The organism is Bifidobacterium sp. LH_424, assembly GCF_056356895.1.
This window is the reverse complement of the sequence record NZ_JBKEVC010000013.1, coordinates 43123-58137: the sequence shown is the minus strand read 5'-3', so window position 1 is coordinate 58137 and position 15015 is coordinate 43123. Positions and strand designations below refer to the sequence as shown.

Annotated in this window: 12 protein-coding genes; 11 read left to right on the top strand and 1 reads right to left on the bottom strand. The window is 66.0% G+C overall.

All coding sequences use genetic code 11. The annotated features are described in order from the left end of the window. Positions 1–21 precede the first annotated feature (21 nt). The 5 genes from AC1AYP_RS09815 (at position 22) to pstB (ending at position 5131) form a co-directional block, all read left to right on the top strand. Complete coding sequence (locus AC1AYP_RS09815) at positions 22–729, top strand: response regulator transcription factor (RefSeq protein WP_476547736.1); 708 nt, start codon at positions 22–24, stop codon at positions 727–729. Between the two features lie 308 nt (positions 730–1037). Continuing rightward, a complete protein-coding gene (gene pstS / locus AC1AYP_RS09810) occupies positions 1038–2165 on the top strand; it encodes a phosphate ABC transporter substrate-binding protein PstS (RefSeq protein WP_476547735.1) in 1128 nt (375 codons plus the stop codon). 179 nt (positions 2166–2344) lie between these two features. After that, positions 2345–3298 (top strand): phosphate ABC transporter permease subunit PstC, encoded by a 954-nt coding sequence (pstC, locus tag AC1AYP_RS09805; RefSeq protein WP_476547734.1) that lies wholly within the window; start codon positions 2345–2347, stop codon positions 3296–3298. Continuing rightward, a complete protein-coding gene (gene pstA, locus AC1AYP_RS09800) occupies positions 3298–4296 on the top strand; it encodes a phosphate ABC transporter permease PstA (RefSeq protein WP_476547732.1) in 999 nt (332 codons plus the stop codon). Before pstC ends, pstA begins: the two co-directional genes overlap by 1 nt. A 55-nt stretch (positions 4297–4351) precedes the next feature. Further along, positions 4352–5131, top strand: coding sequence for a phosphate ABC transporter ATP-binding protein PstB (gene pstB / locus AC1AYP_RS09795; protein ID WP_055427879.1), 780 nt, complete (start codon positions 4352–4354; stop codon positions 5129–5131). A 767-nt stretch (positions 5132–5898) separates the two neighbouring features. On the opposite strand, the gene AC1AYP_RS09790 is transcribed toward pstB, so the two are convergent. Further along, entirely contained in the window at positions 5899–7293 is a 1395-nt protein-coding gene (locus tag AC1AYP_RS09790; RefSeq protein ID WP_476547731.1) for an NCS2 family permease, read from the bottom strand. A gap of 127 nt (positions 7294–7420) precedes the next feature. Between AC1AYP_RS09790 and AC1AYP_RS09785 the strand changes: the two genes are divergently transcribed. The 6 genes from AC1AYP_RS09785 (at position 7421) to AC1AYP_RS09760 (ending at position 15005) form a co-directional block, all read left to right on the top strand. Beyond that, positions 7421–8182 (top strand): hypothetical protein, encoded by a 762-nt coding sequence (locus AC1AYP_RS09785; protein WP_476547729.1) that lies wholly within the window; start codon positions 7421–7423, stop codon positions 8180–8182. Between the two features lie 342 nt (positions 8183–8524). After that, positions 8525–9046 carry a 50S ribosomal protein L10 gene (gene rplJ / locus AC1AYP_RS09780; protein WP_034527148.1) on the top strand — a complete coding sequence of 174 codons (522 nt, stop codon included), beginning with the start codon at positions 8525–8527 and terminating at the stop codon, positions 9044–9046. Positions 9047–9174: 128 nt separating this feature from the next. After that, on the top strand, positions 9175–9555 hold the full coding sequence (rplL, locus tag AC1AYP_RS09775) for a 50S ribosomal protein L7/L12 (protein ID WP_101621482.1): 381 nt from the start codon (positions 9175–9177) through the stop codon (positions 9553–9555). Positions 9556–9755: 200 nt separating this feature from the next. After that, a complete protein-coding gene (locus tag AC1AYP_RS09770; RefSeq protein WP_476547728.1) occupies positions 9756–11186 on the top strand; it encodes an FHA domain-containing protein in 1431 nt (476 codons plus the stop codon). Positions 11187–11199: 13 nt separating this feature from the next. Then, entirely contained in the window at positions 11200–14808 is a 3609-nt protein-coding gene (locus tag AC1AYP_RS09765; protein ID WP_476547726.1) for a helicase, read from the top strand. Continuing rightward, a complete protein-coding gene (locus AC1AYP_RS09760; RefSeq protein WP_476547725.1) occupies positions 14805–15005 on the top strand; it encodes a hypothetical protein in 201 nt (66 codons plus the stop codon). The genes AC1AYP_RS09765 and AC1AYP_RS09760 overlap by 4 nt, the downstream gene beginning before the upstream one ends. The last annotated feature ends 10 nt before the right edge of the window (positions 15006–15015 follow it).

Genomic DNA, 15015 nt, shown 5'->3' with positions numbered 1-15015 from the left:
CAAAACAGGGGAAAGGTGATCATGACGCGCATTCTCATCGTGGAAGACGAGGAATCCTACAGGGAACCGCTGGTATACCAGCTTACGCGGGAAGGATACGACGTCTCCGCCGCCGCGACCGGCGAGGAGGGGCTCGAACTGTTCACCAAGGGCGGCATCGACTTCGTGCTGCTCGACCTCATGCTCCCCGGCATCGACGGCACCGCGCTGTGCCGCCGCATCCGCGAACAGAGCCGCGTGCCGATCATCATGCTCACCGCCAAATCCACCGAGATCGACAAGGTCGTCGGTCTCGAGCTCGGCGCCGACGACTATGTGACCAAGCCGTACTCGTTCCGCGAGCTGCTCGCGCGCATCCGCGCCGTCATGCGCCGCAACCAGCAGCCCTCCGGCTCGGGCGACGGCGCGGGGGCCGACGACCTGCCGCTCGTGTGCGGCGACATCTCCATGCAGGTCGGCCAGCATCAGGTCACTGTGCGCGGCGAGAACGTGTTCTTCCCGCTCAAGGAATTCGAGCTGCTCGAATACCTGCTGCAGAACAAGGGGCGCGTCATGACCCGCCACCAGCTCATCGACCGCATCTGGGGCTCCGACTATGTGGGCGACACCAAGACGCTCGACGTGCACGTCAAGCGCGTGCGCGCCAAGATCGAGGAGGACCCGAGCCACCCCAAGTACCTCACCACCGTGCGCGGCCTCGGCTACAAGATCGACAAGCCGGCCGCGTGACCTCACGGCCACGCGCGATTTGTCTTGCCTGCCTTTCGGCAGGCCTTCGCCTTTCAGGCCCCCTCTGACGAGGGGGCTCCCGCGAAGCGGGTGGGGGAGAGACCGGGAGTCGCCAAACTACGCGCGGGAACCCGAAAACGACGTAGGCATTGATTGCGGATTGTTCATCGTCCGTTCACTGATTTCGGCCGGCGGGAGCCGCCGGCCCCTCTAGTCTTGAAGATGTCAAGAAATGACGGACGGTTCGGAATGTGCCCTCCACACCACATCCGGATCGCCTCTTGCAAGTGATAGAGGGAAAAGAAACAATGCGTAAGAACATCCTCGTTCGCTCCATTGCCGCCCTGTCCGGCATCGTGATGCTGGCCGGCCTCGCGGCCTGCGGCGACAACACCGCCTCCACTTCCAACGGCGGCTCCGATTCCGCCACCAAGTCTGAGCCGATCTCCGGCAACTTCGCCGGCGCCGGCGCCTCCTCCCAGCAGGCCGCCGTCGAGGCCTGGACCGCCGCCTTCCAGGGCACCAACCCGGACGCCAAGATCGCCTACAACCCGTCCGGTTCCGGCGCTGGCGTCTCCACCTTCCTCACCGGCGCCACCGCGTGGGCCGGCTCCGACAAGGCCCTGTCCGACGACGAGGTCTCCCAGTCCAAGGCCGTGTGCGCCTCCGGCACCGCCTTCGACGTGCCGGTGTACATCTCCCCGATTGCCGTGGTCTTCAACCTCAAGGGCGTGTCCGACGCCGGCAAGCACATCGACCTCGACGCCTCCACCATCGCCAAGATCTTCGACGGCAAGATCACCAAGTGGAACGACCCGGCCATCGCCGACCAGAACAAGGACCTGAAGCTGCCCGACACCGACATCACCGTCGTGCACCGCTCCGACAAGTCCGGCACCACCCAGAACTTCGTTTCCTACTTCAAGGACGCCGCCCCGAACGACTGGAGCTACGACCTGTCCGAGAACTGGCCGAACTCCGTCGGCCAGGGCGCCAAGGGCACCTCGGGCGTGATCTCCACCGTGCAGCAGGCCGACGGCACCATCGGCTACGCCGATTTCTCCCAGGTCGGCAAGCTCGGCACCGTCGCCGTGAAGGTCGGCGACACCTACAACGAGATCTCCGCCGAGGCCGGCTCCAAGGTCATCGAGGATTCCGAGCTCGACTCCTCCGCCAAGGGCGAGAACCGCGTGGTCGTTAAGATCAACCACGAGACCACCGCCAAGGGCGCCTACCCGATCGTCCTCGTGTCCTACATGATCGCCTGCCCGGCCTACAAGGACGCCAAGCAGGGCGAGTTCGCCAAGGCGTGGCTGACCTACGTGACCTCCTCCGACGGCCAGAAGGCCGCCCAAGACGCCGCTGGCTCCGCTCCGCTGCCGTCCAGCCTGACCGACAAGATCACCAAGTCGATCGAAGTCATCAAGACCAAGTGACGACCCTCACCGGCCGCCCGTACGGACGGCCCGGCACGGTCCGATTAGCTTAACTGAAGACACCGAATCTGTGAGCCGCAGTCGTGCGAACGGCTGCGGCTCACAGCCGGTTTCGGAAACCGTGCCATGAAGGTCCTCACGCACTCGCAACACGCACCAATTTCCACTAAGGAGAATCCGTGAGTTCGCAAGACACACCGGTCATGCAGCCGGCCGGCGGCAAAACGGCGGACAAGGTGTTCAAGGGCATCGCGTATGCCTGCGGCATCCTGATCCTCGTCGTGCTCGCCGCCGTGTTCCTGTTCCTCTTCTTCCGCGCGTGGCCGCTCATCGGCGGTGACCAGGCCGCCAACAGCGCCACCATCTCGAGCTTCACCGGTGGCAAGACATCGAGCTTCTGGGGCTACGTGCTCCCGCTGCTCTTCGGCACCGTGCTCGTCTCCATCCTCGCCCTGCTGATCGCGTTCTTCGTCTCGATCGGCATCGCCCTGTTCATCTCGCACTACGCGCCGAAGAAGATCGCCACCGCACTGAGCTACGTGGTCGACCTGCTCGCCGCCATCCCCTCCGTCATCTACGGTCTGTGGGGCGGCCTGATCCTCGTGCCGGCCATCTACCCGTTCTGGAACTGGGTGGCCCACTACCTCGGCATCATCCCGTTCTTCGCCGGCCCCGCCGCCAACCCGCAGCGCACGGTCGCGACCGTCGCCGTCGTGCTCGCCGTCATGGTCCTGCCGATCATCACCTCCATGTCGCGCGACATCTTCCTCCAGACCCCGACCCTCCAGCAGGAGGCCGCCTACGGTCTGGGCGCCACCAAGTGGGAGATGATCAAGCTGGCCGTGATCCCGTTCGGCAAGTCCGGCATCGTGTCCGCCTCCATGCTGGCCCTCGGCCGCGCCCTCGGCGAGACGATGGCCGTGTTGATGATCCTGTCGCCGGGCCTCACCTACTCCATCAAGCTGCTGCAGGCCTCGCAGAACCAGACCATCGCCGCGAACATCGCCGCGCAGTACCCCGAAGCGAACGATCTGGGCGTCTCCACGCTGATCGGAACCGGTCTGATCCTGTTCCTCATCACGTTCGTGGTCAACTACGTCGCCCGTAAGATCACCGAGAAAGCGAGCGTCTGATGGCTGAAGCAACCGCGACCAAGAAGAAGAACCTCGACGGCGCGCCCGTCATCGACTTCGACAAGTTCCGTCCGACCCGCTCCTCGGAGAACGCCCGCAAGCGCAAGGATCTCTTCATGACCGGCCTGATCGGCCTGGCCTTCGTCATCGCCTGCCTGCCGCTGATCTCCGTGCTGTGGACCACCATCGTCAACGGCCTGAAGCGACTGAACCTCAACTTCCTGTCCTACAACATGACCGGCGTGGTCGGCGGCAACCCGACCCCGTCCGGCGGCTACGGCGGCGTGCTCCACGCGATCATCGGCACGCTCGAGATCACCGGCGGCGCCATGGTCATCTCCATCCCGATCGGCATCATGTGCGCCGTGTACCTCGTCGAGTACGCGCACGGCGGCAAGCTCGCCATGACGATCTCCCTGCTCGTCGACGTGATGAGCGGCATCCCGTCCATCGTCGCCGGTCTGTTCGCCTTCTCGATGTTCACCATCGTGTTCGGCCCCGGTACGATCAACGGCTTCGAAGGCTCCGTCGCACTGTCGCTGCTCATGCTGCCGACCGTCGTCAAGTCCTGCGAGGAGATGCTCAAGATCGTCCCGAACGATCTGCGCGAGGCCTCGCTGGCCCTCGGCGTCACCAAGCAGCGCACGATCACCAAGATCGTGCTGCGCACCGCCCTGCCGGGCATCGTCTCCGGCTGCATCCTCGCCATCGCGCGAGTGATCGGCGAGACCGCCCCGCTGCTCATGACCGCCGGCTACATCTCCAGCACCAACGTGAACCTGTTCTCCGGCCAGATGACCACCCTGCCGGTGTTCGTCTACCAGGAGTACTCGAAGCTCAACGCGAACTGCCCGGCCCATGCGACCGCCGCCTGCGTGCCGACCATCCCGATGGAACGCGCCTGGGCCGCCGCCCTCGTGCTGATCATCATCGTGCTGCTCCTCAACCTCATCGGCCGTCTCGTCGCCAAGGTCTTCGCCGTCAAGACCGGCCGCTGAGCCTCAGGCCCCCGCGAAACGTAACGCATCGTAAGCAAACCAAAAGGAATTCATCATGGGACAACGCATTGACGTCAACCACGAGAACATCTACTACGGCGACTTCCTCGCCGTGGAGGATGTGAACATCAACATCGAGCCGAACAAGGTGACCGCGTTCATCGGACCGTCCGGCTGCGGCAAGTCCACCGTGCTGCGCACCCTGGACCGTATGCACGAGCTCATCCCCGGCGCCCACGTTGAGGGCGAGGTCCTGCTCGAAGGCAAGAACCTGTACGACAAGGACGTGGACCCGGTCTCCGTCCGCCGTGACGTCGGCATGGTCTTCCAGCGCCCGAACCCGTTCCCGACGATGTCCATCCGCGAGAACGTGCTCGCCGGCGTGCGCCTGAACAACAAGCACCTCAACAAGTCCGACGCCGACGACCTCGTCGAGTGGGCCCTGCGCGGCGCCAACCTGTGGAACGAGGTCAAGGACCGTCTCGACAACCCGGGCATCGGCCTGTCCGGCGGCCAGCAGCAGCGTCTGTGCATCGCCCGCGCCGTGGCCGTCCACCCGCAGGTCGTGCTGATGGACGAGCCGTGCTCCGCCCTCGACCCGATCTCGACCCTGGCCGTCGAGGATCTGATCAACGAGCTCAAGGACGACTACACCATCGTCATCGTCACCCACAACATGCAGCAGGCCGCCCGTATCGCCGACTTCACCGCGTTCTTCAACCTGAAGGCCGTCGGCGAGCCCGGCCACCTGGAGTACTTCGCGGACACCACCACGATGTTCAACAACCCCCAGAACGAAGAGGCCGAGCGCTACATCTCCGGCCGCTTCGGCTGATCGGTAACAGAACGGCCCCGCCTTGTGCGGGGCTTTTCTGTTACCGATCAGCGGCGCAGCTGCCGAGGCGCGAAGCGGACAGCCCGGTGGGCTGTCCGTAGCCGAGGCCGAACGGCGACAGCCGTGAGGCAGGAACCGGTCTCGCCGTAGGCGAGTCCGTATTCGCGCGCGACGGATATCGCCGTCGCAGCATGAGGAAAGCCCCGCTCCGTACATGTGCATCGCATATGTACGCGGCGGGGCTTCCCCGTTTTCGGTGGACACCGCGTACGCGGGTCGCCGGCGCATGACTGATCGTCCCCGGCGCGTGCCGGGGCTTTTTCATACGCCGAAGGAACGGGGATTGTTGTCCCTCGACGAATGAAAAGCCTATTGCGTCATCGAGGGACGATTTTCGTTGTCCTTCGACGCGATATGCACCCTTTTCTCCATCGAGGGGCGGGTCTCCCACGCGTCGTAAGGGCGAACGCTCACCACAATCCGCTATTTTCCAACGATTTGACGAAGCGCCTTCCGTGCTTGCAGGTCGTCCGCGTGTCCCTCGACGCCGATTTCCGCACAATCCGTGCCGAGGGGCAAGAATTCCTGCCCCTCAATCAATAACAACCCAAATGCTGTGCCGAGGGGCAAATTCATCGTCCCTCGGCACAAGATGATATGTAAATCCTCACTGGGATTTCTTACATAAATAAACAGGGCCCGTGCCGGACCGCCGGAACCGGTGGACGGCACGGGCCCTGAACGTGGGAACCCACGTGACTACGCAATCACAGGATCGCCATGCACACGAAGTCGATGACGAACAGCGCGGCCACGATCCAGATGATCGGGTGGACGTCCTTGGCCTTGCCCTTGCAGGTCTTCACGATGCAGTACATGATGAAGCCGCCGGCGATGCCGTAGGAGATCGAGTAGGAGAACGCCATGAACGCGGTGGCGAAGAACGCCGGGATCGCGTCCTCGATGTTCGTCCAGTCCACTTCCTTGAGGGAGGCGGCCATCATGCAGCCGACGATGACGAGCACGCCGGCGGTCGCGGCGGACGGCACGGCGGAGATGACCGGCGCGAGGAAGATCGACAGCGCGAAGCAGATGGAGACGACCACGGAGGTCAGGCCGGTGCGGCCGCCCGCCGCGATGCCCGCGGAGGACTCCACGTAGGTGGTGGTGTTCGAGGTGCCGCAGATCGCGCCGATGGAGGTGGCGATCGAATCGGCGAACAGGGCCTTGTCCATCTTGGAGGAGAAGCCGGAGCCGTTCTCCAGGGCCTTCTCGTCCTCGAGGGAGAAAATACCGGTGCGGCGGCCGGTGCCGAGGAACGTGCCGAGCGTGTCGAACGTGTCGGACATGGAGAACGCGAAGATCGTGACGATCACGAGCGGCAGCTTCGCCGGGTCGGAGAACAGCGCCGGGAAGCCCTGCGGCGTGAAGATCGCGCCGAACGTGGTCGGCAGCTCGGAGAACGTCTGCGACAGGGACTGGGCGGAGCCGAAGTTGGTCACGCCGAACGGGATGCCGACGATCGTGGTGATGATGATGGCCAGCAGCATGCCGCCCTTGACCTTCATCACGGTGAACACGACGGCGAGGATCAGGCCGATGAGGAACACCCACAGCACCGGGGTGTTGAACGTGGCCAGGCCCGGCGTCGCGGCGGTGGCGAGGCCCTTGCCGGCGGCCTTTGTGTCCTTCGGGGTGAAGGTGATCAGGCCGACGTTGAGCATGCCCACGTAGGCGACGAACAGGCCGATGCCGCCGCCGATCGCCTGCTGCAGCTGCTCGGGGATCGCCATGATGATCATCTTGCGGATCTTGGTGACGGTGATGATGATGTTGATCAGACCGCACAGGAACACCATGCACAGCGTCTCCTGCCAGGTGAATCCGAGGCCGAAGCAGACGGTGTACGTGAAGAACGCGTTGAGGCCCATGCCGGCCGCCTGCGCGTACGGCACGTTGGCGAACAGGCCCATGACGAGCGTGCCGATGATCGCCGCGATGATCGTGGCGAGGAAGACGCCGCCCCACGGCATGCCCGTGGACGACAGGATCTGCGGGTTGACGACGATGATGTACGCCATCGCGAAGAACGTGGTCAGACCGGCCAGGATCTCGGTGGAGGCCGTCGTGCCGTTCTCCTTCAGGTGGAAGAACTTCTCCATATTCTCTTCTTTCCTTGGAATGGTTGGCAAAGCCGTGGCCGATTATATCGCGGGCGCGTTGCGCGGGAACGGGGGCGGCGGGGTTAGACTGGGCGGCGGAAGATAGGTCTCGCATGATGGGGGAGAGATGGGCAAGCCTGCGGTAGAGGTGTCGATTCGCGCGTGGAGGAAGAACACGGTGCATCCCGGTCAGGAGCGTGGCCGCGTGCTGCTCATGCCGGGCACCGGCTACAACTGCGACCGTCCGCTGCTGTACTGGTCGGCGCAGGCGCTCGTGGAGGACGGCTGGCGCATCGACCGCATGAACGTCGCCCACGCCTCCGACGACCTGTCGACGGTGATCCCGCTCCTGAACGAGGCGATCGACGGGTGGGTGGCGTCCGTGCGCGCCGAGGCGGCTCCGTCGGAACGTCCGCCGCGGCTGCTGCTCATCGGCAAGTCGCTCACGACGATGACCTATCCGCACGTCGCCACGACGTTCGGCCTGCCGTTCGTGCTGCTGACGCCGGTGCTGCATCACGCGGACTTCGACCCGTCCGCGCGCGTCATCCCGGTGCCGCGCGTCGGCGACGACATCATGGCGGAGGCGGACGCGCCGGCGGTCGGCGTCGCGCGCGCGGTCGTCGACGGCGACGCCGCCGCACTCGCGGGTGGCGAGGCCGAGCTGGAACGGTGGCGCACGTCGCGTTATCCCGGTCCGGCGCCACTCGTGTGCGCCGGCACCGCCGATCCGTTCTATGACCGTGCGCGTGCGGACGCGCTGACCCCGCACGTGCACGAGTACCCGGATGCGAACCATTCGATCGAGGTGCCCGGCCATTGGCGTCGTTCCCTCGACTACCTCAGGGAGGTCGCCGCCTCCGTCGCCCAGTACGCGGCCACGTTGTGATCGGTGACTGGGGCCCGGGGGCGGCTTCCTCTGACGAGGGAGCTGTCGGCGGAGCCGACTGAGGGAGAGACCCGGACAAAGTGAGGCGCGACACGCCCATGTGATGCGTTGTCCGTGACCCCACGTAATTTATCCACTCGTAAACCACAGACCGTTGGTTGAGGTGCGCGTGAGTGCATCTCCGAAGTTCGGCATGCCGAGCCAACGCAGGTTGAGAGATATAAGCCCATTTACGGGTGAGCCGGAAACGGCCTTATGTTGCTCTGCCTGCGTGCAGGGCTTTTTTATTGCCCGGTGGGGCGTCCGAACCTCAGGTCAACGGCCGACTTAGGAAGGAACGCCATGAAGAGGCCCGAAAAGGAAGCGGTGGTCGCTCAGCTTACGGCTCAGTTCCGTGATGCTGACGCGGTCTACCTGACCGAGTACCGCGGGCTTACCGTTCCGCAGATCTCCGATCTGCGTGAAAAGCTAGGCCGCGATACTTCCTACACTGTGGCAAAGAACACGCTGGCACGCATCGCCGCCAAGGAAGCGGGCATCGAGGGTCTCGACGAGATTCTCGCCGGCCCGACCGCCATCACCTTCGTGAAGGGCGACTTCATCGAGGCTGCGAAGACCATCCGTGACTTCGCCAAGGAGAACAAAGCCCTCATCATCAAGGGCGGCTATGCCGATGGCACCGTCTACGACGCTGAAGGCGCCACCAAGCTGGCGGATCTCAAGTCCCGCCCGCAGCTGCTCGCCGAGTTCGCCGGCGACATCAAGGCCACGATGTCCAAGGCCGCGTACCTGTTCAACGCTCTGCCGACCAAGGCCGTGCGTACGATCGATGCGCTGCGCGAGAAGCAGGAGAAGGCCGCCTGATCCATGCCTGGCGCGGGTTCGTCCCCGCCGCATGAGCCGAACGGTCATAACTGAAAAGAAACCAAGTTTTTAGGTGACGGACGCACCTCTTCAACCTGTCCGCCGCCAAAGATCGAAAGGAAGCCATAATGGCTAAGTACACCAACGATGAGCTGCTGGAAGCCTTCGGCGAGATGACCCTGGTCGAGCTCTCCGAGTTCGTCAAGGCCTTCGAGGAGAAGTTCGACGTCGAGGCCGCCGCCCCGGTCGCCGCCGTTGCCGCCGTTGCCGGTGCCGCCGCCCCGGCCGAGGAGGAGAAGGACGAGTTCGACGTCATCCTCTCCGCCGTCGGCGACAAGAAGATCCAGGTCATCAAGGCCGTCCGCGCCATCACCAACCTGGGCCTCGCCGAGGCCAAGGGCCTCGTCGACGGCGCTCCGAAGGCCGTCCTCGAGAAGGCCAAGAAGGAAGACGCCGAGAAGGCCAAGGAGCAGCTCGAGGCCGCTGGCGCCACCGTCGAGCTCAAGTAATGCACGCGGTCGGGAAGGCCGCTCATTACCAGCTTCGCACGTTTCTTCGTGCAGGAACCCCGCATCCGTCGTTTCGGATGCGGGGTTTCCCGTATCCGGGCGGATTCTGTCGATTCGTCGGACGATAATGCGAACAAATGCGCCGGGGCATGACACAATAGGAAACAGTGCGTGAAATCATCAGAAAGGGAGGCCGCGCGGTGAGTGAGCAGACGGCGAGCCAGTGGCGATTGAAGGTCGCGGGCGGGGACCAGGTGAACGTGCGTCCGGGCGAAAGCCTGGAAATCGGCCGCAAGCCGCTGCGCCCCCTGCCGGATGAGGGCATCGCCCGTCTGGAGGTCGACGACGCGACCAAATCCATGTCGAAGCGTCACGCGCGGTTCTCCGTGGCGGCCGACGGCGGCGCGGTGCTGCGCGACCTGAACTCGACGAACGGCTCCTACGTGGTGAACGAGAAGGGCGAGCTCATGCGTCTGCCCGCCGGCCGCGACGTGCCGCTGCCGTCCTCGCCGATGCGCATCCAGTTCGGCGACGTGCCGGTCGATTTCGTCCGCGTCGAGCCGGATACGCGCCCCGAAGCCGAGGTGCCGAACCTGTTCGACTATTCCACGGCCGCGACGACCCGTCAGGAGCCGGATGCGGCGGACATGTCCGTCGACGAGATCCTCGACCTGCGTGCGGGCGAGCCCACGGCCGTGTTCAACGCGCAGAACGCCCGTCACGCCGCGACCTCCTCGCCGTTGGCGCGCATCGCCGACATCGAGCCGCTCACGTTCGCGCAGGTCACCTCGCCGGCCGACCGTCAGGACGATCGGGACGACCGGGACGAGGACGAGCCGCCGATCGTGTTCTCCGAAGCGGATTCCCGCACCGACCTCCCCGTCACGCCGGCACCGGATGTCGCCGATGTCGCGGCGTCCGGCGCCTCCGCGGCCACGGGAGCCGGTCCGGACGATTCCGGTGTCTCCGGCGTCCCCGGTGGCGCCGTCGTCCAGGAGCCTTCGACGGATTCGGTGCCGCTGCACGTCGTCGAGGCGGCCGATCCGGTTTCGCCCCGCGACCTGTTCGCCGACGCGATGAGCGAGCCCTCCGCCGTACCGGATGCCGCGCCGGAAGCGACGGCCGTGATGGCCCCCATCGCATCCTCCATGCCCGTCATGTCGCGTCCCGTCGTGTCCGCCGACCCCGTGTCCCCGGAACCCGCCGTGTCCGCCGATGCCGAGACCGTGGCCGAATCCGCGCCGTCGGAGGACACGACCACGCCGATCGTCGTCGGCGCGACCCGGGAGACGGCGTCCGTCGGCTACGACGATGATGCCACCGGCGTCTACAAGCCGGCATTCGAACCCGGTTCCGTGTTCGACAAGGTCTCCAAAGGCGAGTTCGGCAAGCCGCAGACCCCGATGATCGAAGTGGACGGTCTCACCTCCGAGGACGCCCGCCACACCACCGACATGACCCTCCAGTTCGAGATGGCCCGCCACGCGGAGCTGCTGCCCTTCCTCGCGATGAACCCCGCGCTGTACGACGACCTGTACGCCTGGCTCGCCGCTCAGGGCGACGCCGACATCGACGAGGCGCTCGCGCACAACGTGGGCTACCAGGACTACCGTGAAGCGGTCGGAAAGTGAAAGGGACCGGACGATGAGCGCACAATCCACGAAACCCACGCTCGACTGGCTGCAGCAGTGGCATGACCAGTACAAGGCGGCACTTGCGCCCTCCCCGCTGGAGGACGTCAACCAGCTCGCCGCGCAGCTCGACCTGACGCACGCGCACCCCTCGGGCATCGCCCAGCTGTTCGCCTCCGGGCATGTCACGCTCGAATCGTTGTTCCGCGACAACGGCATGCTGCGCGCCGCGGAACGCCGTCTCGGCCGCGTGCTCGACGACCGCGCCGCCAAAAGGCGCGTGAGCGGCGTCGCCGAACTGTCGCTCGTCGTCGGCATCGCCACCTGGCACGGCAACGCGCGTCCGGTGCTGCTCTACCCGGTGCAGGCCGTCGCCGCCGCGACGCCCGGACAGTCGACGATCGCGTTCACCGGCACGGTGACGCTCAACGCGTCGTTCGTCGACGCGATGCGCGAGGCCGGTGTCACGCTCGACGCCGACTACCTGTTCGACGGGTCGCACTACGCGTCCGGGTCCCCCGAGACGTCCGCCGTGTTCGCCGAGATCGCGAAGCGCGTGAAACCCGCGGTCGGCGACTTCAACATCGAACGCCATATCATCCTCGGCTGCTTCATGGAGCCGTCCACGCAGATCCTCACCGAGACGCAGCGCATCATCGACCAGCTGGGCGAAGGCCCGAGCGGCAACACGCTGCTCGACGCGCTCGCCGGCGACCATGACGCCGCCGACACGCTGCGCGGCGCGCCCATCCCCGACTACAGTCCGTTCGACGCCGACCCGCACAGCGAATACGAGGTGGGCGACGTCGACAACACGGTGCGCTACGCCGCCCAGCTCGCCGCATCCGGCCACAGCGTGGCCGTCGACGGGGCCGTCGGCAAGGACACGGTCGAACAGGCCGCCGCCATCGCCACCCGGTGCGTGATGAACGGCCGCACCGTGCTGTACGCGCCCGGCGTGGCCGAGCAGAAGCGCCGTTTCATGCAGGTCATGCGCGCCAACGAGACGTCCGGCATGGTGCTCGACATCGCCGACGAACAGGCGAACGCGGACATCGACCGGCAGCTCATCGCCGCCGTCGGATTCCGCTCCGGCGTGGCCACGCAGCATTTCGACCAGCTGGCCGACGAACTCGTCGGCGTGCGCTCGCGGCTCACCCGATACCTGGGCGACCTGCACGGGGTGAGCGAGAAGTGGGGCGTGTCCGCCTACCAGACCATCCAGAACCTGGCGGCGATCTCCGTCGCCCCCACCCACCCCTCCACGCACGTGCGCCTGTCCGAGAACACGGCCCGCAGCGTCGCCGGGCACATCGACGAATGGACGGCGAAGCTCGAACGGGCCGCCGCCGTTGGCGAATACACGATCGGCCCCGACGACACCGCCTGGTACAAGGCGTCCGTCACCAGCGAGCAGGAGGCGGTGGACACCTACCAGCGCGTCGTCGACCTGCTGCAGAAGGTGCTGCCCGCCGTGCGCGAGCACGTCGCCTCCACCGTGCAGGCCTGCGGATTCCCCGTGCCCGCCACCGCGCGCGAATGGGAACGCCAGATCATCGTGCTCAAGAACCTCAGGCGCGTGCTCGACGTGTTCCAGCCGGAGATCTTCGAACGCGACATCGATTCGATGATCGAGGCGACCAAATCGAAGGCCGACCGCAAGGCCGAAGGCACCACGATGGGCTTCTGGGAGCGTCGGCGCCACACCCGCGAGGCGAAATCCCTGCTGCGCGTCGGCGCCCAGGTCGAGGACCTGCACGGCGCGCTCATCATCGTCAAGAAGCAGTCCGAGCAGTGGCGTTCGCTCGTGCCGCACGGCGGATGGCCGGTGCTGCCGCCCAAGCTCGACCAGATGATCGCCGCGCAGGAGACCATGTCCCGCCACATGACCGCGCTCGACACGGTGCTCAGCACCACGCCGAAGGGCGGCGAACTCGAATCCCAGGACTTCAACGACGTGGAGAGCCGGCTCAAGGCCCTGTACGACGACCACAAGTCGCTCGACGACCTGCCCGAGCGCTGCCGTCTCGAGAACGAGTTCCAGGCCGTGGGGCTCAACGACCTCGTCGCCGACTTCTCCAACCGCCATGTGGACGCGTCCGCCGTGGGCGCCGAGCTCCAGCTCGCCTGGTGGACCACCGTGTTCGAGGACATCGTCCGCTCCTCGCCGATCATCTCCAATCAGGACGGTTCGGTGCTCGCCAACGCGACCGAACGCTTCGAACAGGTCGACGTCGAACACGTGCGCTCCATCGGCCCCATGGTGGCCCAGGAATCGATGCGCCGCCTGTGCGACCTGCTGTTCGCCCGTACGCAGGAGGCGAACCTGCTGCACACGAAGCTCGCCGGCCGCGGCCACATGCCGCTCGACCGCATCCGCCGCGACCACGCGGAGATCCTCGCCGCCGCCAAGCCGATCCTCATGGCCACGCCGGACACGCTCGCCTCGCTCACCGAGCCGCAGCCGCTCGCCGACGTCGCCATCATCGACGCGTGCGCGCACATCCCCGCCATCCAACTGCTCAGCATCGTCGTGCGCGTCAAGCAGATCGTCGTCATCGCCCACCGGGACACCGTCACCTGCCCCGGGCTGAAGCGTCTCATCGACGCGCTGCCCGTCGTCGAGGTGAAATCGCACCCGGTGCGCCGTGCCCCGAGGCTCAGCGCCTTCCTCGAATCCGAAGGCTACGGCGCCGTCCGCTACGACGTGTGCACCGACGCGGCGCGCGGGCGCATCGCCTACCACAAGGTCGAGGCGACCGGCACACCCGTGTTCGCCACCGGACTGGTCGAATCCAGCCAGCAGGAGATCGACGAGGTGGTGCGGCTCATCACCGAGCGCGCCCACTCGTTCACCATCGTGCCCGCCAGCTACCTGCTCACCGTGGTCTCGCTCACCGACGTGTTCCGCGTGCGTCTCGGCGCGGAGCTCAAGGCGCTCGCCGCCAAGGACAAGTCGATGAACAGCTTCCTGCGCCACGTCCGCCTCGTCGGCATCCGCGAGGTGGCCGGCGCCCGCGCCACCGACGTGATTCTCGCGATGTGCTACGCGAAGACCTCGCACGGCCGCCTGCTCCAGCAGTTCGGCGCCCTGGAGGATACGGGCGGGCGCGGCATGCTGCTCGACGCGCTCGCGCTCGCCGACCATCACGTCGACATCGTCGCCGCGTTCACCTCCGACGAGATGGAGGACGAGCGCATCCACACGCCCGGTGTGAAGCTGCTCAAGACGCTGCTGACCTGGGCGGAGCATCTGCCCGACGAGCCGGCGCTGCCGGCGTGCCGCGAGTCCGGCAACAACACGCTGTTCAACGATCTCGCGGACCGCATCCGCGCCCGTGGCCTCGACGTCGCCATCGACTACGGCTACGACAACGGCCTGACCATCCCGATGGTCGTCGGTCTCAAGGGCAAGCCGTTCGCGTTGGCCGTGCTCACCGACGACGCCGGATACATGTCCATCCAGTCGACGCGCGAACGCCACCGCATGCTCACCGCCGACCTGATGACCCTCGGCTGGTCCGCCGTGACCGTGTGGAGCGTCGGCTCGTTCGTCAATCCCGAAAAGGAAGTCGACCGCATCGTCGCCAAGGTCGGCGAGATCTACCGGGAGGTGCAATGAGCGAGTACTCGTCCACCCGTCGCACGCCGCGCAAGCACAAGCGCGTCGTGCGCGAGGGCACCGAGCGCTTCGACGCGGACGGCGTCAAGCTGGAGCCTTCGGACATGATGACCGAACGCCAGCGCGAGGCCGACGACGACAAGCGCATCCTCGGAGAACTGCCGCCGCATTGGGCCGTGTTCAACGAGAAGGGCTGAGCTCCGGCAT

Bases quoted from the DNA above. Each gene is read 5' to 3' on its own strand.
- AC1AYP_RS09815 (WP_476547736.1), top strand. From the start codon at position 22: ATGACGCGCATTCTCATCGTGGAAGACGAGGAATCCTACAGGGAACCG.
- pstS (WP_476547735.1), top strand. From the start codon at position 1,038: ATGCGTAAGAACATCCTCGTTCGCTCCATTGCCGCCCTGTCCGGCATC.
- pstA (WP_476547732.1), top strand. From the start codon at position 3,298: ATGGCTGAAGCAACCGCGACCAAGAAGAAGAACCTCGACGGCGCGCCC.
- pstB (WP_055427879.1), top strand. From the start codon at position 4,352: ATGGGACAACGCATTGACGTCAACCACGAGAACATCTACTACGGCGAC.
- AC1AYP_RS09790 (WP_476547731.1), bottom strand. From the start codon at position 7,293: ATGGAGAAGTTCTTCCACCTGAAGGAGAACGGCACGACGGCCTCCACC.
- AC1AYP_RS09785 (WP_476547729.1), top strand. From the start codon at position 7,421: ATGGGCAAGCCTGCGGTAGAGGTGTCGATTCGCGCGTGGAGGAAGAAC.
- rplJ (WP_034527148.1), top strand. From the start codon at position 8,525: ATGAAGAGGCCCGAAAAGGAAGCGGTGGTCGCTCAGCTTACGGCTCAG.
- rplL (WP_101621482.1), top strand. From the start codon at position 9,175: ATGGCTAAGTACACCAACGATGAGCTGCTGGAAGCCTTCGGCGAGATG.
- AC1AYP_RS09765 (WP_476547726.1), top strand. From the start codon at position 11,200: ATGAGCGCACAATCCACGAAACCCACGCTCGACTGGCTGCAGCAGTGG.
- AC1AYP_RS09760 (WP_476547725.1), top strand. From the start codon at position 14,805: ATGAGCGAGTACTCGTCCACCCGTCGCACGCCGCGCAAGCACAAGCGC.